At 72.0% G+C, this 16,753-nt stretch carries 18 protein-coding genes; 11 read left to right on the top strand and 7 right to left on the bottom strand.

The window, feature by feature from the left end:
* Nucleotides 1-114: 114 nt before the first annotated feature.
* Entirely contained in the window at nucleotides 115-915 is an 801-nt protein-coding gene (gene hisN / locus AB0E91_RS05555) for a histidinol-phosphatase (protein ID WP_361775646.1), read from the bottom strand.
* A gap of 185 nt (nucleotides 916-1,100) precedes the next feature.
* On the opposite strand from hisN, the gene AB0E91_RS05550 reads away from it, so the two are divergent.
* Nucleotides 1,101-1,709 (top strand): TetR/AcrR family transcriptional regulator, encoded by a 609-nt coding sequence (locus AB0E91_RS05550; protein ID WP_161181473.1) that lies wholly within the window; start codon nucleotides 1,101-1,103, stop codon nucleotides 1,707-1,709.
* Between the two features lie 58 nt (nucleotides 1,710-1,767).
* Here AB0E91_RS05550 and AB0E91_RS05545 read toward each other — a convergent pair whose 3' ends face one another.
* The 6 genes from AB0E91_RS05545 to AB0E91_RS05520 form a co-directional block, all read right to left on the bottom strand.
* Entirely contained in the window at nucleotides 1,768-2,091 is a 324-nt protein-coding gene (locus AB0E91_RS05545; RefSeq protein ID WP_361775642.1) for a multidrug efflux SMR transporter, read from the bottom strand.
* An 84-nt stretch (nucleotides 2,092-2,175) separates the two neighbouring features.
* Nucleotides 2,176-3,186 carry a ribosome small subunit-dependent GTPase A gene (rsgA, locus tag AB0E91_RS05540; protein ID WP_361775639.1) on the bottom strand — a complete coding sequence of 337 codons (1,011 nt, stop codon included), beginning with the start codon at nucleotides 3,184-3,186 and terminating at the stop codon, nucleotides 2,176-2,178.
* Nucleotides 3,187-3,202: 16 nt separating this feature from the next.
* Entirely contained in the window at nucleotides 3,203-4,510 is a 1,308-nt protein-coding gene (gene aroA / locus AB0E91_RS05535; protein ID WP_361775636.1) for a 3-phosphoshikimate 1-carboxyvinyltransferase, read from the bottom strand.
* Between the two features lie 110 nt (nucleotides 4,511-4,620).
* Nucleotides 4,621-5,337, bottom strand: coding sequence for a M50 family metallopeptidase (locus tag AB0E91_RS05530; RefSeq protein ID WP_361775633.1), 717 nt, complete (start codon nucleotides 5,335-5,337; stop codon nucleotides 4,621-4,623).
* Nucleotides 5,338-5,492: 155 nt separating this feature from the next.
* Nucleotides 5,493-5,855: a hypothetical protein gene (locus AB0E91_RS05525; RefSeq protein ID WP_361775630.1), complete on the bottom strand. Its 363-nt coding sequence runs from the start codon at nucleotides 5,853-5,855 to the stop codon at nucleotides 5,493-5,495.
* 50 nt (nucleotides 5,856-5,905) lie between these two features.
* Nucleotides 5,906-6,316, bottom strand: coding sequence for a hypothetical protein (locus AB0E91_RS05520; protein ID WP_361775627.1), 411 nt, complete (start codon nucleotides 6,314-6,316; stop codon nucleotides 5,906-5,908).
* 191 nt (nucleotides 6,317-6,507) lie between these two features.
* Between AB0E91_RS05520 and AB0E91_RS05515 the strand changes: the two genes are divergently transcribed.
* The 10 genes from AB0E91_RS05515 (at nucleotide 6,508) to AB0E91_RS05470 (ending at nucleotide 16,721) form a co-directional block, all read left to right on the top strand.
* A complete protein-coding gene (locus AB0E91_RS05515) occupies nucleotides 6,508-7,323 on the top strand; it encodes an SOS response-associated peptidase (RefSeq protein ID WP_361775625.1) in 816 nt (271 codons plus the stop codon).
* Complete coding sequence (locus AB0E91_RS05510; RefSeq protein ID WP_361775620.1) at nucleotides 7,324-8,013, top strand: alpha/beta family hydrolase; 690 nt, start codon at nucleotides 7,324-7,326, stop codon at nucleotides 8,011-8,013.
* A 258-nt stretch (nucleotides 8,014-8,271) separates the two neighbouring features.
* Nucleotides 8,272-8,976 (top strand): sigma-70 family RNA polymerase sigma factor, encoded by a 705-nt coding sequence (locus AB0E91_RS05505; RefSeq protein WP_361775618.1) that lies wholly within the window; start codon nucleotides 8,272-8,274, stop codon nucleotides 8,974-8,976.
* Nucleotides 8,973-9,275, top strand: a complete 303-nt coding sequence (gene rsrA, locus AB0E91_RS05500; RefSeq protein ID WP_161181484.1) for a mycothiol system anti-sigma-R factor — start codon at nucleotides 8,973-8,975, stop codon at nucleotides 9,273-9,275. Before AB0E91_RS05505 ends, rsrA begins: the two co-directional genes overlap by 4 nt.
* Nucleotides 9,276-9,428: 153 nt before the next feature.
* On the top strand, nucleotides 9,429-10,847 hold the full coding sequence (locus tag AB0E91_RS05495) for an HD-GYP domain-containing protein (RefSeq protein ID WP_361775614.1): 1,419 nt from the start codon (nucleotides 9,429-9,431) through the stop codon (nucleotides 10,845-10,847).
* Nucleotides 10,848-10,926: 79 nt separating this feature from the next.
* Nucleotides 10,927-12,156: an HD domain-containing protein gene (locus AB0E91_RS05490; protein ID WP_361775611.1), complete on the top strand. Its 1,230-nt coding sequence runs from the start codon at nucleotides 10,927-10,929 to the stop codon at nucleotides 12,154-12,156.
* Nucleotides 12,157-12,267: 111 nt separating this feature from the next.
* Nucleotides 12,268-13,248: a hypothetical protein gene (locus AB0E91_RS05485; RefSeq protein ID WP_361777295.1), complete on the top strand. Its 981-nt coding sequence runs from the start codon at nucleotides 12,268-12,270 to the stop codon at nucleotides 13,246-13,248.
* A 126-nt stretch (nucleotides 13,249-13,374) separates the two neighbouring features.
* Nucleotides 13,375-14,025: a peptide deformylase gene (gene def / locus AB0E91_RS05480; RefSeq protein ID WP_161181488.1), complete on the top strand. Its 651-nt coding sequence runs from the start codon at nucleotides 13,375-13,377 to the stop codon at nucleotides 14,023-14,025.
* A 246-nt stretch (nucleotides 14,026-14,271) separates the two neighbouring features.
* Complete coding sequence (gene cyc1, locus AB0E91_RS05475; RefSeq protein ID WP_361775607.1) at nucleotides 14,272-15,354, top strand: epi-isozizaene synthase; 1,083 nt, start codon at nucleotides 14,272-14,274, stop codon at nucleotides 15,352-15,354.
* Entirely contained in the window at nucleotides 15,351-16,721 is a 1,371-nt protein-coding gene (locus AB0E91_RS05470) for a cytochrome P450 (protein ID WP_361775604.1), read from the top strand. Before cyc1 ends, AB0E91_RS05470 begins: the two co-directional genes overlap by 4 nt.
* Nucleotides 16,722-16,753: the final 32 nt, after the last annotated feature.

Raw genomic sequence — 16,753 nt, 5'->3', positions numbered from 1 at the left:
GCACGGATTCACGAATTCACAAGTGGGGTCGCTTCCCAGACTGCCAGGTAAAGAGGTGGTCAACAAGGGGGCGCGTGCGGCCGTCTGCGGGCGTGCGGGGCACACCCGGCCGGATCAGTCGCGCTGGTTGAGATACCCCAGCAGCTCTTCGTGCAGCGGACCGTTGGAGGCCGCCGCGTTGCCGCTGTGCGGGCCCGGCCTGCCGTCCAGGCCGGTGAAGGTGCCGCCCGCCTCGGTGACGATGATCGCGTTGGCGGCCATGTCCCACAGGGACAGCTCCGGCTCCGCGCAGATGTCGACGGCACCCTCGGCCACCATCATGTACGGCCAGAAGTCGCCGTACGCGCGCGTGCGCCACACCGCGCGGGTGAGGTCCAGGAAGCCGTTCAGCCGGCCCTGGTCCTCCCAGCCGGTCAGCGAGGAGTACGCGAAGGAGGCGTCCGCGAGCCGTTCCACACCGGAGACGTGGATGCGGGAGGCGGAGGTCAGGCTGCGCCCGGTGAAGGCGCCGTGGCCCTCGGCGGCCCACCAGCGGCGCCCGAGCGCGGGGGCGGAGACCAGGCCGACCACCGGCCGGAAGCCGCCCTCGCCCGCCTCCATGAGCGAGATCAGCGTCGCCCACACCGGGACGCCGCGTACGTAGTTCTTGGTGCCGTCGATCGGGTCGATCACCCAGCGGCGCGGCCCGGTGCCCTCGACGCCGTACTCCTCGCCGAGGACCGCGTCGCGCGGGCGGGCCCGCCGGAGCTGGCCGCGCACGACCTCCTCCGCCGCCTTGTCGGCCTCGCTCACCGGCGTCATGTCCGGCTTCGTCTCCACCTTCAGGTCGAGTGCCTTGAAGCGGGCCATGGTCGCGGCGTCGGCCGCGTCCGCGAGAACGTGGGCGAGGCGCAGGTCGTCGAGATAGTCCGGCATGTGACGAACGGTATCGGCCAGGGGCGCCACCGGGCCACACGGGGGGTCGCGCGGGTGTGCGGATTGCCGGGGGCGTGCGGAACGGCGCGCTGTCCGAAGCGCGCCCCCTGGGGCCTCCCGCCCCCTTGACAGTGCCCCGGCGCGCGTCAAACCTGGGCGCAGAGTCGCTCGCCCCCAGGGAGACGATGATGCCCGCAGCCCGGGAATCGCTGCTGGACGCCGCGTTCACCGCACTCACCCGCAGGCCGTGGTCCGCGGTGCGCATGGTGGACGTCGCCGCGTCCGCCGGGGTGTCCCGGCAGACCCTGTACAACGAGTTCGGCAGCAAGGACGGCCTGGCCAGGGCGCTGGTCCGGCGCGAGGCCGACGGCTATCTCGCCGGGGTGGAGCGGGCGCTCGCCGCGCACGCCGGACCCCACGAGCGGCTCACCGCCACCGCCGAGTGGACGGCCTCCGCCGCCCGGGAGAACGCGCTGGTACGGGCCATGCTCACCGGCTGCTGGAGCGAGCGGCTGCCCGCGCCGGTCCTGTCCGGGGTGCCGTCCACCTCAGCCGTCCCGGCGCAGCGCCGGGCGGACGGCCCGCTGCCCTCGCCCGGCGACCTCCTGCGGATCGTGCGGGACCGGGCGGTCACGGCGCTGTCCGCGCCCGGCGCCGCCCCCGCCGAGGTGGCCGAACTCGCCTTCTCCTGCGAGCTGGTGGCCCGCATCGCGCTCTCCTGCGCGGCGGTGCCGCCGGGAACAGGTGGCATGGCGGGCCTGATCGGCGGTGTCCTGCGCGGCCGTCAGCCCTGAGCCGCTTACCGGCCGTACCCGTGAACTGCCCGCCGCCATAAGCCGGTTGAGGGCGGATCTAGTGTGCCGAGCCCGAGAGCTGGAGGCCGATCACTCCGGCGATGACCAGGCAGATCGAGACGATCTTCAGGGTGGACACCAGGTCGCCCAGGAAGACCATGCCGTAGATCGCGGTGCCCGCCGCGCCGATGCCGGTCCACACGGCGTAGGCGGGGCCCACGTCCAGCTTCTTCAGGGCGAGCGTCAGCAGTCCGAAGCTGCCCAGCGCGAACGCGGCGAAGGCGATCGTCGGCCAGAGCCGGGTGAACCCGTGCGAAAGCTTCAGGCACACGGCGAAGCCGGTCTCCAGAAGCCCGGCGACGATGACCAGCAGCCACGCCATGTGCTGTCCTCCCGTAGGTCCGGATCTCCGGCTCGGTGCGATTATGCACTTACCGACCCCGGACCCCGGCAAACCACACGAGGCTCAGTCGCCTTCCCGGCGCTCCCTCGTCGACAGCAGCCTGCGCAGCGAATACAGCCGCGCCGGGTCCGCGTGACCCTCGGCCACCCACGCGTCCAGCGCGCAGTCCGGCTCGTCGTGACTGCACGCGCGCGGACAGCCCTCGGTGCCCGGCACCAGCTCCGGGAAGGCGTTGATCACGCGCGAGGGGTCGATGTGCGCGAGCCCGAAGGACCGTACGCCCGGGGTGTCCACGACCCAGCCCCGGCCGTCCGCGAGCGGCAGCGCGAGCGCGGAGGTCGTGGTGTGGCGGCCGCGCCCGGTCACCGCGTTGACATGGCCCGTCGTACGCTGCCGGTCCTCCGGGACCAGCGCGTTGACCAAGGTCGTCTTGCCGACGCCGGAGTGGCCGACGAACGCGGTGATCCGGCCGTCCAGATGCTCGCGCACCAGCTCCGCCGCGGCCCCGCTCGCCAGCTCCTCGCGGCTGGTGACCACGTAGGGGATGTCCAGATCGCCGTACAGCTCAAGGAACTTGTCCGGCGAGGCCAGGTCCGACTTGGTCATCACCAGGAGCGGCTCCAGGCCGCCGTCGAACGCGGCGACCAGACAGCGGTCGATCAGCCGGGGGCGGGGCTCGGGGTCCGCGAGGGCGGTGACGATGGCGAGTTGGTCGGCGTTGGCCACCACCACGCGCTCGTAGGGGTCGTCGTCGTCGGCGGTACGGCGCAGCACCGAGCCGCGCTCCTCGATGCGGACGATCCGCGCGAGGGTGTCCTTCGTGCCGGACAGATCACCGACGAGCGCCACCCGGTCGCCCACCACGGCCGCCTTGCGGCCCAGCTCGCGGGCCTTCATCGCGGCGATGGTCCGCCCGTCGACCAGACAGGTCAGCCGGCCCCGGTCCACGGTGAGGACCATGCCCTCGGCCGCGTCCTCGTGCTTGGGGCGGATATGGGTCCGCGGGCGGTTGCCCTTGCGGTTGGGACGGGTCCGGATGTCGTCCTCGTCGGTGTGCTTGCCGTAGCGGCGCATGGTTCCAGTCCGCCCGTCAGTTCCCGAGCATCCCGGCCCACAACTCGGGGAAGTCGGGCAGGGTCTTCGCGGTCGTCGCCACGTTCTCGATCGTCACGTCCTTCACCGCCAGACCGATGACCGCGCCGGCCGTGGCCATGCGGTGGTCCTCGTAGGTGTGGAAGACGCCGCCGTGCAACGGGCGGGGGCGGATGTGCAGACCGTCCGCCGTCTCCGTGACATCGCCGCCGAGCTCGTTGATCTCCTTGGTGAGCGCGGCCAGCCGGTCCGTCTCGTGCAGCCGCAGATGGGCCACGCCCCGCAGGGTCGAGGGGGAGTCGGCCAGCGCGGCGACCGCGGCGATGCCGGGGGTCAGCTCGCCGACGTCACCCAGGTCCACGTCGATGCCGTGGATCGCGCCCGAGCCGGTGAACACCAGGCCGTACTCGGTGAGTTCGCAGGAGCCGCCCATTTCGGTGAAGATCTCCCGCAGCCGGTCACCCGGCTGGGTGGTGCGCTCGGGCCAGTCCGGGATCAGCACCTTGCCGCCGGTGATCAGGGCGGCCGCCAGGAACGGCTGGGCGTTGGACAGGTCCGGCTCGATCGTCAGATCCCGGCCGAGCAGCGCGCCCGGCGTCACCCGCCACACGTTCGGCTCGCCGCCCGACTCCGGGGTGTCCACCTGGGCGCCGACCGCGCGCAGCATGTCGACGGTCATGCGGATGTGCGGCATCGAGGGCAGGGTCGCGCCGGTGTGGCGGACCTCGACGCCCTGGTTGAAGCGGGGTGCGGACAGCAGCAGCGCGGACACGAACTGCGAGGACGAGGACGCGTCGACCGACACCGGGCCGCCGTCCAGCGCCCCGACACCGTGCACGGTCAGCGGCAGCGCGCCCCGGCCGTCGTCGTCGATCCGGGCGCCGAGCGTGCGCAGCGCGTCGATCACGCCGTGCAGCGGACGCTCGTACGAACGCGGGTCGCCGTCGAAGCGGACCGGCCCGTCGGCCAGCGCGGCCACCGGGGGCAGGAAGCGCATCACGGTGCCCGCGTTGCCCACGTCGACCGTCGCGCCGCCGCGCAGCCCCGTGGGCAGCACCCGCCAGGCCTCCCCGGAACCGTCCGGGCCGACCCCCTCCTCGATCTCCACACCCATGGCCCGCAGCGCCCCGGCCATCAGCAGCGTGTCGCGGGACCGCAGCGGCCTGCGCAGCCACCCCGGCTCCGAGGCGAGGGCGGCGAGCACGAGAGCACGGTTGGTGACCGACTTGGACCCGGGCACGTGAACCGTCGCGTCGACGGGTCCGGTCGCGTACGGGGCGGGCCAGAGGGCGGGGATTTCGGGCATGGGCCCACTCTATAAGGCGGTCCCTGCCCGAGCGCCCGTCGTACGGGGGCCGCGTCCACGGGGTGGACGGCGTACGGGTGCGGCGCGCGCCGCCCGCGAGGACGCCGCTCTCACCGCTGCCCCAGCAGCCACCCCCCGCCCCCGATGAGCGAGCACAGCGACACCGCGTGGAAGAGGAACAGCCACAGCGCCGCCGGGACGTGCGTGAGGCGGGAGAGCTGGTCGGCGTCGGAGTCGCCCGCCTCGCCGTGGCGGCGCTTGGACTGGAGCTCGAACGGGGGCCGGACTCCGCCGAGGAGGAGGAACCAGACGACGGCATAGGCGAAGGCCGCCTGGACCTGGGAGTCCGCCAGCCAGGAGATCAGCAGGAAGGTGCCGCCGGTCAGGACCACGGTCAGGACGCCGTAGGCGTTGCGGATCATCACCAGCATCGCCAGGAGCAGCGCCGTCGCCACCCACAGGAGCAGGGTGATGCGGCCGTCCGCGAGCAGGGCGGCGCCGCCGAGGCCCAGCAGGGAGGGCGCGGTGTAACCGGCGGCGGCCGTCAGGATCATGCCCAGGCCGTGCGGCTTGCCCCGGCTGAGGGTGAGGCCGCTGGTGTCGGAGTGCAGACGTATCCCGGTCAGCTGCCGGCCGGTGACCAGCGCGATCAGTCCGTGGCCGCCCTCGTGCGCGATGGTGACGGCGTTGCGGGAGACCCGCCACAGCGGCTGCGGCACCACCGCGACGAGCGCGGCGGCCAGCGTGGCCACGACCACCCAGAGGTCCGGTCCTGGCTGGGTGCCGATGAGCCGGTCCCAGAGACCGGCGGCGGTACTGCTGTCCATGGCTGCGGGTGGCTCCCTGTCGTCGTACGTGCGGTGGTGCGTGCGGTGGTATGTGAGACGCCGACGCGGCGGCGATCGTTCCTGACGTCGAACACGCAGCTCACGACGGTACGGCCGGGAGCGGTCCGGGCGCCTCGTAACCCCGGCGCCGGAACTCAGAACCCCGGCGCGGGAAGGAGGGCCGGCCACCACGGGGGCACGCCGCTCGGGCACCCGTACGTGGGGCCGCTCCAGAAGAGGGAGAGGGCGCACCAGGAGAGGGCGAGGAGCACCACCGCGAGCACGACGGCGTGGGGGAGCGGACGGCTGCCGAGCAGGGCCCCCACCGCCACCCAGCCCGTGACCAGGACGGCCCACAGACCCGGGATGAAGAGGAAGAGCAGGAAGGTGCTGTTGGCCGCGTTGTTCACGCCCCCGTCGCAGGCGCTCAGCCCCCTGCCCAGCAGCATGGCCGTGAGCACGGCGAGAGCCAGACCCACCACGACGCCGAGACATCCGTGCAGCCGTCGGTTTCCCATACGTCCCTATCAATCGGCGTCGGCTCGGGCGCAGGACGGGAGCCCTCGGGTCACAGGGCCCCCGCTCGCCTCAGTTCGCCGAGGCGGTCGTCGATCTCGATGATGTCGTCGCGGGAGAGGGCGGGAGCGATCCACCGGCGGGCGGTGCCGTGGGCGATGAACTCCTCCGGAAGCCCGATCCCGTAGTGCTCCACGTAGTCGGCCGTGTCGCCCCGCCAGAAAAAGTGGCCGTCGCTCATGATGCCGGGGCCGCCGGGGCAGAAGAACTCGTTGCCCAGGACGTCCTCCGAGTATCCCATCAGGGCGATGATCGGAGCACCGGAGCGAAGGTACCCGGCGATCTCTCTCCGCTCCCCCTTGGGGATCTCGCCCACTCGCCGACGAAGTTCATCGGCGCTTTCCGAAAAGGCGGACTGGCTTGCCAGCCTGCCGAATATTCCGAGGGGGGCGACGTTCGTCATACGAGGATTCCCAGGAGATCGGTATGGCACAGGGCGGAGCGACGTCAGGACCTGTCGGGCCGCACCTTACTGGCCCTCGCTCCCCAGGGGACGGGAGCGCCCCAGGGGCCGCCCGGCCATGACCGGCGTCGCCCCGTGAGATCGGGGGACCACGCCACGCCCCCCGCGTCGGATCTGGCACTGTGGCACCTATGTGCGGACGGTACGCGTCGAGTCGTAGGCCCGAGGATCTCGCGGGGATCTTCGAGATCCAGAAGTGGGAGGCCGAGGAAACCCTCGCGCCGGACTACAACGTGGCCCCGACCAAGGAGGTCTACGCCGTCCTGGACCGTCCCCTCAAGGACGCGGACGACCGGCGTCCGGTGCGGCAGCTGCGCAGGCTGAAGTGGGGGCTGGTGCCGTCCTGGGCGAAGACCCCGGAGGGGGCCGCTCGGATGATCAACGCCCGCGCGGAGACCGTGCACGAGAAGCCCGCCTTCCGCCGTGCCTTCGCCGCCCGCCGCTGCATCCTGCCCGCCGACGGCTACTACGAGTGGGTCACCGGCGACAAGGAGCGCGAGCTGGAGGTCGAGGGCAGGAAGAAGCGGCCCCGCAAGCAGCCGTACTTCGTGCTGCCCGCCGACGGTTCGGTGTTCGCCATGGCCGGGCTGTACGAGTTCTGGCGCGATGCCACCCTGCCCGCCGACGACCCCCGCGCCTGGTGGGCGACCTGCTCGGTGATCACCACGGAGGCCGAGCAGACCCCGCTGGCGGTCGCCCCCGCCGAGGGGCCGCACGCGCTCGCCGACATCCATCCCCGGATGCCGCTGATGCTCACCCCGGACCGCTGGGACGCCTGGCTCGACCCCGCCCGCACCGACCCCGACGAGCTGCGCGGCCTGCTCGCCCCGCCGCCCGAGGGGCTGATGCGCGCCTACCCGGTGCCCACCGCCGTCAGCAACGTCCGCAACAACGGCCCGGAGCTGCTGAAGGAGCTGGAGGGGCCCGAGGAGGGCACACTGTTCTGAGTGATCGAGATCGTCGAGACCGACATCGGAACCGCCCGCCTCACCTGGCATCGCGCCCAGGACGCGCGGTTCGTCCTGGCCCTGAGTCACGGCGCGGGCGGAGGCATCGAGGCCCGGGACCTCCAGGCGCTGGCCCGGGTGCTCCCCGGGCACGGGGTGACCGTGGCCCTGGTCGAGCAGCCCTGGCGGGTCGCGGGCAAGAAGGTCGCCCCCGCCCCGAAGACCCTGGACGCGGGGTGGCGCGGCATCTGGCCCGCGCTGACCGGGATGGGGCTGCCGGTGATCGCCGGTGGGCGCAGTGCCGGGGCCCGCGTCGCCTGCCGTACCGCCACGGAGCTGGGCGCCCGGGCCGTGCTTGCTCTGAGCTTCCCGCTGCATCCGCCGGGCAAGCCCGAGAAGTCCCGCGCGGACGAACTGCTCGGCGCCGGGGTGCCCACCCTCGTCGTCCAGGGCGGCAACGACCCCTTCGGGCGGCCGGAGGAGTTCCCCGAGCCCCTCGGGTCCTCCGGGTCCTCCGAATTCCCCGAGTCTCCCGATTCCCCCGAGTCCTCCCAGGGCGGATTCGAGCTGGTGGAAGTCCCGGACGCCGACCACGGTCTCGCCGTCCCCAAGCGCTCCCCGCTCACCCAGGAGGAGGCACTGAAGGTCGTCACCGACGGTGTCGTGCGGTGGGCCGTGTCACTCGGGTGACGCCCGGGAATGCCCGGCGGCACACCGCTGTTGTGGCGGACAGAAGCGCTGGAGCGCCGGGACCGAGACCGTCGCAGGAGAGGAAACCGCATGGGTTCGACCGCATGTCCCAGCCGTAGCAGCAACCGTGCCGACCTGGACTGGACGGTGCTGCACGCGGCCAAGGCCGCTCCCGTTCGAGCGGCGGCGGGCACGGGTCGTGTTCTATCCTCCGAATCGAGTGGGACCGGCTTCGGTCCTGCCCGGGAACTTGAGGAGGTGGGTCCGGTCACTGGGACCGACGCGGGTGCCGACAACGGCCAGGCGGAGCTGCCCGAGGGCCAGGGCGTGAGCGCGGGGGCGGGCGAGACGCGCCCCGAGACCGGCACGGAGCGCAACGCGCGCTTCGAGCGGGACGCGCTCGAATACCTCGACCAGATGTACTCGGCCGCGCTGCGCATGACGCGCAACCCGGCCGACGCCGAGGACCTGGTGCAGGAGACGTACGCCAAGGCGTACGCGTCCTTCCACCAGTTCCGCGAGGGCACGAACCTCAAGGCGTGGCTCTACCGGATTCTCACCAACACCTTCATCAACTCGTACCGCAAGAAGCAGCGCGAACCCCAGCGCAGCGCGGCCGAGGAGATCGAGGACTGGCAGCTCGCGCGCGCCGAGTCGCACATGTCGACGGGTCTGCGCTCGGCCGAGTCGCAGGCGCTCGACCATCTGCCGGACTCGGACGTGAAGGCAGCGCTTCAGGCGATCCCCGAGGAGTTCCGCATCGCCGTCTATCTCGCGGACGTAGAAGGCTTTGCGTACAAGGAGATCGCGGACATCATGGGGACACCCATCGGTACGGTGATGTCCCGGCTGCACCGGGGCCGCCGTCAACTGCGCGGCATGTTGGAGGACTACGCCCGTGACCGCGGGCTGGTCCCGGCCGGCGCCGGGGAGTCGAACGAAGCGAAAGGCTCGGGCTCATGAGCTGCGGAGAGCCGCACGAGACGGACTGCGGTGAGGTCCTCGACCATCTGTACGAGTTCCTCGACAGTGAGATGCCGGACGTCGACCGCGACAAGTTCCGGCACCACTTCGAGGAATGCTCGCCCTGCCTCGAGAAGTACGGCCTGGAGCAGGCCGTGAAGAAGCTCGTCAAGCGGTGCTGCGGACACGACGACGTCCCCGCCGACCTGCGCGCCAAGGTCATGGGGCGGATCGAGCTGATCCGCTCCGGCCAGGCCGTCCCCGAGCACGACGTGACCGCCGTGGCCCGCGAGAGCTGACCCTCGCGCGAAGCTGATGCCCGCGAGGGCGTGAGACTCGCCGGATTTCACCCTGCTTTCACCCGAACGTGCTAATCCTCGGCTCGTAAGCCCCAGGCCCCCGGCCACCGCCCTAGGCTCCCCAGCCAGGACAGGCATGGTCGGGGAGGGCGCATGGAGGCGGTTCCGGCGAGAGCGCGGGCCTGTGTGGCCTGCGCCGCCCTGCTCGCCCTGCTCTGCGTCCTGCCGCTGACCGACGGCCCGCTGACCGACACCCCGCTCACCGGGACCTTCACGTCCTGGCGGGCGCCTCTTCTGCTCGCGGCCCTCTACGCGCTCTGCGACCAGATCGTGCGCCGCCGCTTCGGCGGCACCTTCTACCCCGTGCTGCTCGCCGCGGCCTTCCTGCTCACCCCGGCCGCCGCCGCGCTCGTCCCGCTGCCCGCCGCCCTGCTCTCCCCGGTCGAGCACCCGTCCGCCCCGGCGCGGCGCGCCTGGCGGGCCGCGCGCTCCTCGCTCGCCGTATGGGCCGCCGCGACGACACACCGCGCGCTCGGCGGCGCCGACGCCGTCACCCACCCCGCCTTCCCGCAGGTCCTGCTGCCCGCGGGGGCCGCCGTCCTCGCCTTCTGCCTGGTGCTCACCGTCCTCGACGGCGCGATGCTCGCGGCGGTCACGGCGGCACCCGCCTGGGGCCGGGGCGCCCTGCGCCGCACCTGGCGGGGGCCGTTCACCCACTCCCTCGCCCCGGTCGCCGTGCACGGACTGGCCGGACTGATGACCGCCGTCCTCTGGAAGAGCCCCTACGGTCCCGTCGCAGCCCTCCTCGTCCTGCTGCCGATGGGCGTCTCCTGCTGGGTGTTCGCCCAGTACCACCGCGAGCGCACCGCCCACCAGGCCACCATCCGCGCCCTCGTGCAGGCCGTCGACATCAAGGACGGCTACACCCGCGGCCACAGCGAGCGCGTCGGCCAGGCCTCCGTGATGATCGCCCGCGAACTCGGCATGGACGACGACCGCGTGGAGGTCCTCCGCTTCGCCGGCATCCTGCACGACGTCGGCAAGCTCGGCGTCCCCACCCGGCTGCTGCGCAAGGACGGCCCGCTCACCCCCGAGGAGCGCCGGATCATCGAACTGCATCCCGAGTACGGCCACGAGATGGTCCGCGGCATCTCCTTCCTCGGCGAGGCCCGCGCCGCGATCCTGCACCACCACGAACGCCTCGACGGCACCGGCTACCCCTACGGCCTCGCGGGCGCCCAGATCCCCGAGTGCGCCCGGGTCGTCGCCGTCGCCGACGCCTTCGACGCGATGACCTCCACCCGCTCCTACCGCCGGGCGCGCCCCGTCGCCGTCGCCGTCGCGGAGCTGGAGCGGTGCGCCGGGGCCCAGTTCGACCCCCGCATGGTGAGCGCGCTCGCCGCCGCCCTGAACCGCCACGGCTGGAGCCCCGCCGTCACCTCCGACGAACCGGCCCGCGCCCCCGACGACCCTGCCGTCACCTCCGACGAACCCGCCCGCGCCTCCGACGAAACGGCTCACCCGCAGCCGCCGAGCCAGCGCACGCACTACCGCACGGGGGCACACCGATGACGGCGGACGCCACGAAGACGGCGGACCCCGCGATGACGGCGGACCCCGCGAAGACCGCACCCGCCCGCCGGGGGCGCCGATGACCGCCCTGCGGCTCATCCACGGCGCCGCCGCGCTCACCGCCGCCGTCGCGCTCGCCACCACCCTGTGGACCGGCGTCGAAGGGCGGGGCACGGCGCTCGCCTTCGGCGTCCTCATAGCCGTCGGCGAACTCACCCGCTGGAGCGGCCCCGAGGCCCGGCAGACCGCGCCGCTCGGCACCGCCGGATCACTGGCCTACGCCCTCCTCGGCGCCGACGCCGGACACCCCGCGCGGCACGGCGCCGCCCAGATCGTCACCGTCGTCCTCACCGCCACCCTGCTCGGCGGCGTCCCGCACATCTGGCGCGGCCGCACCCCCACCCTCGATCACCTCGCCCGCCGGGTCCTGACCGTCGGTTTCGCCGCCGTCTGCTTCCAGCCCCTCTACGCCCGGGGCACGTTCGCCCACTGGGACGGCCCCGCCTACGCCCTGCTGCTCGTCGCCCTCATCGCGCTGACCGCGCTGTGCGACACCGTGCTGGCCGCCGCACTCGCCCACTCCCGCGCCCGCTGGCCCTTCGGCCCGCTGCTGCGCGAGGAGTTGCGCGGACTGCTCGGCATCGGCTCGGCCGTGTGCGCCACCGGCGCGGTGATGGCGCTCGCGGTGGCCGTCGTCGGACTGTGGGCGCTACCGGTGTTCTGTCTGCCCCTGCTGCTCACCCAGCTCTCCGTGCGCCGGTACGCGGCCGTGCGCGCCACCTACCGGCAGACCATCGCCTCCCTCGCCCGCGCCACCGAGATCGCCGGATACACCCCCGCCGGGCACGCCCGCCGTGTCGCCGCGCTCAGCCTCGCCGTCGGCCGCGACCTGGGGCTGACCGGCCCCGAGCTGACCGTCCTGGAGTACGCGGCGCTGATGCACGACATCGGCCAGCTCAGCCTGGTCGACCCCGTGCGGGCCGGGGCCACGGCCGTGCTGCCGCGCCGGGAGCAGCGGCGCATCGCCCTGCTCGGCGGCGCCGTCGTACGGCAGACCGGGGTGGCCCCGGCCGTCGCCGTGGTGGTCGAGCGGCAGGCCGACCCCTACCGCGAGCAGCCGCTCGCCGCCCGGATCGTGCGCGCGGTGAACGCGTACGAGGAGAAGGCGCGCGACGCCGGACCCGAGGGGCCGCTGCGCGCCCTGGAGGAACTGCGGCTCGCCACCGGCGGGGACTACGCTCCGGAGGTGGTGGAGGCGCTCGCGCGCGTCCTGTCCCGCGACTGTCTGCTTCTGCCGGTCGCCGGGTAACCGATGGGTAATGAGCGGCCGTCCCTTCGCACGTGGTTGGATGCGAGGGAGAGGGTGTCCGGGGGCACAAGCCAGCCCACTGTGCGGAACTGGAACTGGCAGGCGGGAATCGTGAGGATCTTCGGCAAGGGACGGAACCGGCCCTCCGCCTCCTGGCGGCAGGCCACCGACCGGGCGTTCACACTGATCGGTGACGGACGGTACGAGGACGCGGGCGAACTGCTGACCCGCGCCGCCGACCTCGAACCCTGGCTGGCCGAGTCCTGGTTCAACCTCGCCCTGCTGCACAAGTTCCGGCACGACTGGGAGCAGGCCCGGGCCGCCGGACTCCGCGCCGTGGCCCTCCTCGACCGCGAGACCGGCGCCCCCGACTGGTGGAACGTCGGCATCGCCGCCACCGCCCTCCAGGACTGGCCGCTGGCCCGTCGCGCCTGGCAGGCGTACGGCCTCAAGGTCCCCGGCGGTTCCGCCGTGCCCGGCGAACCGCTCGGCATGGAGCTGGGCAGCGCGGCCGTACGGCTCTCTCCCGAGGGCGAGGCCGAGGTGGTGTGGGGCCGCAGGCTCGACCCCGCCCGGATCGAGGTGCTGTCCATCCCGCTGCCCTCCTCGGGGCGCCGCTGGGGCGAGGTCGTCCTGCACGACGGCGTCCCGCACGGTGAGCGCACCACGTCCGCCGGGCACTCCTACCCGGTCTTCGACGAGATCGAGCTGTGGGCGCCCTCGCCCGTGCCGACCTGGGTGGTCCTCCTGGAGGCGGCGACCGAGGCGGACCGGGACGCGCTGGAGCGGCTGGCCGCGGACGCGGGGTTCGCTGCGGAGGACTGGTCCTCCTCCGTGCGGCTGCTGTGCCGGATGTGCTCGGAGTCGCGGATGCCGTCGGACGAGGGCGAGGGGGAGCACCTTGATCCGCACGATCACAGTGAGCCGGGGCATCCGGGGCCGCTGGGGCATCGGACCGACGGGCGGTTGTGGGTGCCGGAGCGGGAGTGCGGGGTGGCTGCGCCGGCTTCGTTGGTACGGGGGCTGCTCGACGGGTGGGTTGCGGACAGTCCGGACTCGCGGGACTGGCGGGATCTCGAAGAGGTGTGTTGATCGCCGCGGTCGGGTGCGGGTCCGTTGTGGCTGGTCGCGCAGTTCCCCGCGCCCCTTTCGGGGCGCTACCCGTACCCTGTATCCGCATTCACTCTGAGTTTTTGTGCAGGAAGGCGTAACTCGGTCATGGCTCAGCAGGACACCGATCAGCAGCACGCGGGCGTGCTTCCCGTCGACGACGAGGGTTATGTCGTCGACACGGAGGACTGCGAGGGGCGCGAGCTGGCCTGGCGCGAGCGTGGGACCTCGCGGCCGATCACGGTCGTCGGCAACCCGGTGCTGCACAAGGAGTGCGCCGACGTCACCGAGTTCGGTCCCGAGCTGGAGCAGCTGGTCGCGGACATGTTCGCCAGCCAGCACACCGCCGAGGGCGTGGGCCTGGCCGCCAACCAGATCGGCGTGGACCTGAAGGTCTTCGTCTACGACTGCCCGGACGACGAGGGCGTGCGCCACACCGGTGTGGTCTGCAACCCCAAGCTGGTCGAGCTGCCCGCCACCGCGCGCCGGCTGGACGACAGCAACGAGGGCTGCCTCTCCGTGCCGACGGCGTACGCGCCGCTCGCGCGCCCGGACTACGCCGAGGTGACCGGCCAGGACGAGAAGGGCAACCCGATCAAGGTGCGCGGCACCGGGTACTTCGCCCGCTGCCTCCAGCACGAGACGGACCACCTGTACGGCTACCTGTACATCGACCGCCTGTCCAAGCGTGACCGCAAGGACGCGCTGCGGCAGATGGCCGAGAACGAGCCACGCTACCCCGTGGTCGCCAACGACTGATCGGGCCGCCGGAGCACCCGGCGACCGTACGAGACCAGCCACGACGCCCGGCCGGGAGTGATCCCGGCCGGGCGTCGTTCATTTGTTCGCCGAAAGAATCCCGGCGACTTGGGGTGGTGAATGAAGCAAATCCGTTCCCCAGACGGTCAGTTGTGGTGCTGAATGGGGAGGGTGGGGATACGCGACGGCGCACACCCGGCACAGCAGGGAGGGGTATGCGCCCTGGCGGCTGAGAGGGGACTGCTCGTGCACGCTTTCTCACGCGACACCACATCACCGACCACGATCGCCGTACCGCCGTCTCTCGCCCTTCCGTTGGTCGAGGACGCCTTTCCCCGGCAGCTCCATCCGTATTGGCCAAAGCTTCAGGAGAACACCCGGCGCTGGCTCCTGGAAAAACGGCTCATGCCCGCCGACAAGGTGCGCGAGTACGCCGACGGCCTGTGCTACACGGACCTCATGGCGGGGTACTACCTCGGCGCCCCCGACGAGGTGCTCCAGGCGATCGCGGACTACAGCGCCTGGTTCTTCGTCTGGGACGACCGGCACGACCGCGACATCGTCCACGGCCGCTCCGGCGACTGGCGGCGGCTGCGCCACCGGCTGCACACCGCGCTCGACACCCCGGCGTCCCATCTGCAGCACAGCGACGCACTGGTCGCCGGGTTCGCGGACAGCGTGCTGCGGCTCTACTCCTTCCTGCCGCCCACCTGGAACCAGCGGTTCGCCCGGCACTTCCACGAGGTGATCGAGGCGTACGACCGCGAGTTCCGCAACCGGACCGAGGGCCGGGTGCCCGGCGTCGAGGAATATCTGGCGCTGCGGCGGCTCACCTTCGCCCACTGGATATGGACGGATCTGCTGGAGCCGAGCGTCGGCTGCGAACTCCCGGATTCCGTGCGGAAGAACCCGCACTATCGCCGGGCGGCGCTGCTGAGTCAGGAATTCGCCGCCTGGTACAACGACCTCTGCTCGCTGCCGAAGGAAATAGCGGGGGACGAGGTCCACAATCTCGGAATCAGTCTCGTCACGCACGAGGGACTGAAACTGGAAGAGGCCGTCGACGAACTCAGGCGGCGCATCGAGGAATGCGTCCGGGAATTCCTGGAAGTGGAGCGCGACGCCCTGGGGTTCGCCGACTCGCTCGACGACGGAACCGTGCACGGCAAGGAATTGAGCGACGCCGTGCGCATGTGCGTCGGCAATATGCGCAACTGGTTCAGCACCGTCTACTGGTTCCACCACGAGTCCGGCCGCTACATGGTCGACAGCTGGGACGACCGGTCCACGCCCCCTTACGTCAACAACGAAGCGGCAGGTGAGAAATGACCGTCGAGTCCGTCAACCCCGAGACGCGAGAGGCCGCGGAACTCCGCGAGCCGCCCCTCGCCGGAGGTGCCGTCCCGGTGCTCGGGCACGGCCTGAAACTGGCCCGCGACCCGCTCGCGTTCATGGCGCAACTGCGCGACCACGGCGAGGTCGTACGCCTCAAACTCGGCCCCAAGACGGTGTACGCCGTCACCGCTCCGGCGCTCACCGGCGCACTCGCGCTCAGCCCCGACTACAAGATCGACGGACCGGTCTGGGAGTCCCTGGAGGGACTGCTCGGCAAACAGGGTGTGGCCACCGCCAACGGCCCCCTGCACCGCCGCCAGCGGCGCACCATCCAGCCCGCGTTCCGCATGGCCGCGATACCCGCCTACGGCCCGATCATGGAGGAGGAGGCCCACGCGCTGACCGAGCGCTGGCGGCCCGGCGAGCCCGTCGACGCCACCTCCGAGTCCTTCCGCGTCGCCGTGCGCATCGCGGCCCGCTGCCTGCTGCGCGGGCAGTACATGGACGAGCGCGCGGAACGGCTCAGCACCGACCTCGCCACCGTCTTCCGGGGCATGTACCGCCGCATGGTGCTGCCGCTGGGGCCGCTCCACCGGCTGCCGTTCCCGGCCAACCGGGAATTCAACCGGGCCCTGGCCGATCTGCATCTCCTGGTGGACGAGATCGTCACGGAGCGGCGCGCCTCCGGTCAAAAGCCGGACGATTTGCTGACGGCTTTGCTCGACGCCAAGGACGACAATGGCGGACCCATCAGCGAGCAGGAGATCCACGACCAGGTCGTCGCGATACTGACGCCCGGAAGCGAAACCGTGGCCTCCACGATCATGTGGCTGCTTCAGATCCTCGCGGACCATCCGGAACACGCCGAGAAGGTGCGTGCGGAAGTTGAATCCGTAACCGGAGGTGCGCGCGTCGGATTCGAGCACGTACGCCGGCTCACGCACACCAACAATGTCGTCGTCGAGGCGCTCCGACTGCGCCCCGCCGTATGGATATTGACCCGGCGTGCGCTGACCGACACCGCGCTCGGCGACTATCGCATTCCGGCGGGGGCGGACATCATCTACAGCCCCTACGCCATTCAGCGCGACCACCGCTCCTACGTCCGCCACCTCGACTTCGACCCCGACCGGTGGCTGCCGGAACGGGCCGCCGAGGTGCCGAAGTACGCGATGAGCCCGTTCAGCGTCGGCAACCGCAAGTGCCCGAGCGACCACTTCTCGATGGCCCAGCTGAGCCTGATCGTGGCGGCCGTCTCGGCGAAGTACCGCTTCCGGCAGGTGAGCGGCTCCGACGACGCCACCCGGGTGGGCATCACCCTGCGGCCCAACCAGCTGCTGGTCGAGCCCGTCGAGTGGTGAGCGCCGAGTGGTGACGGACGCGTACCCGGCGT

It is taken from the genome of Streptomyces sp. NPDC026659 (assembly GCF_040638245.1).
Taxonomy (GTDB): domain Bacteria; phylum Actinomycetota; class Actinomycetes; order Streptomycetales; family Streptomycetaceae; genus Streptomyces.
This window is presented reverse-complemented; position numbering and strand designations above follow the sequence as displayed.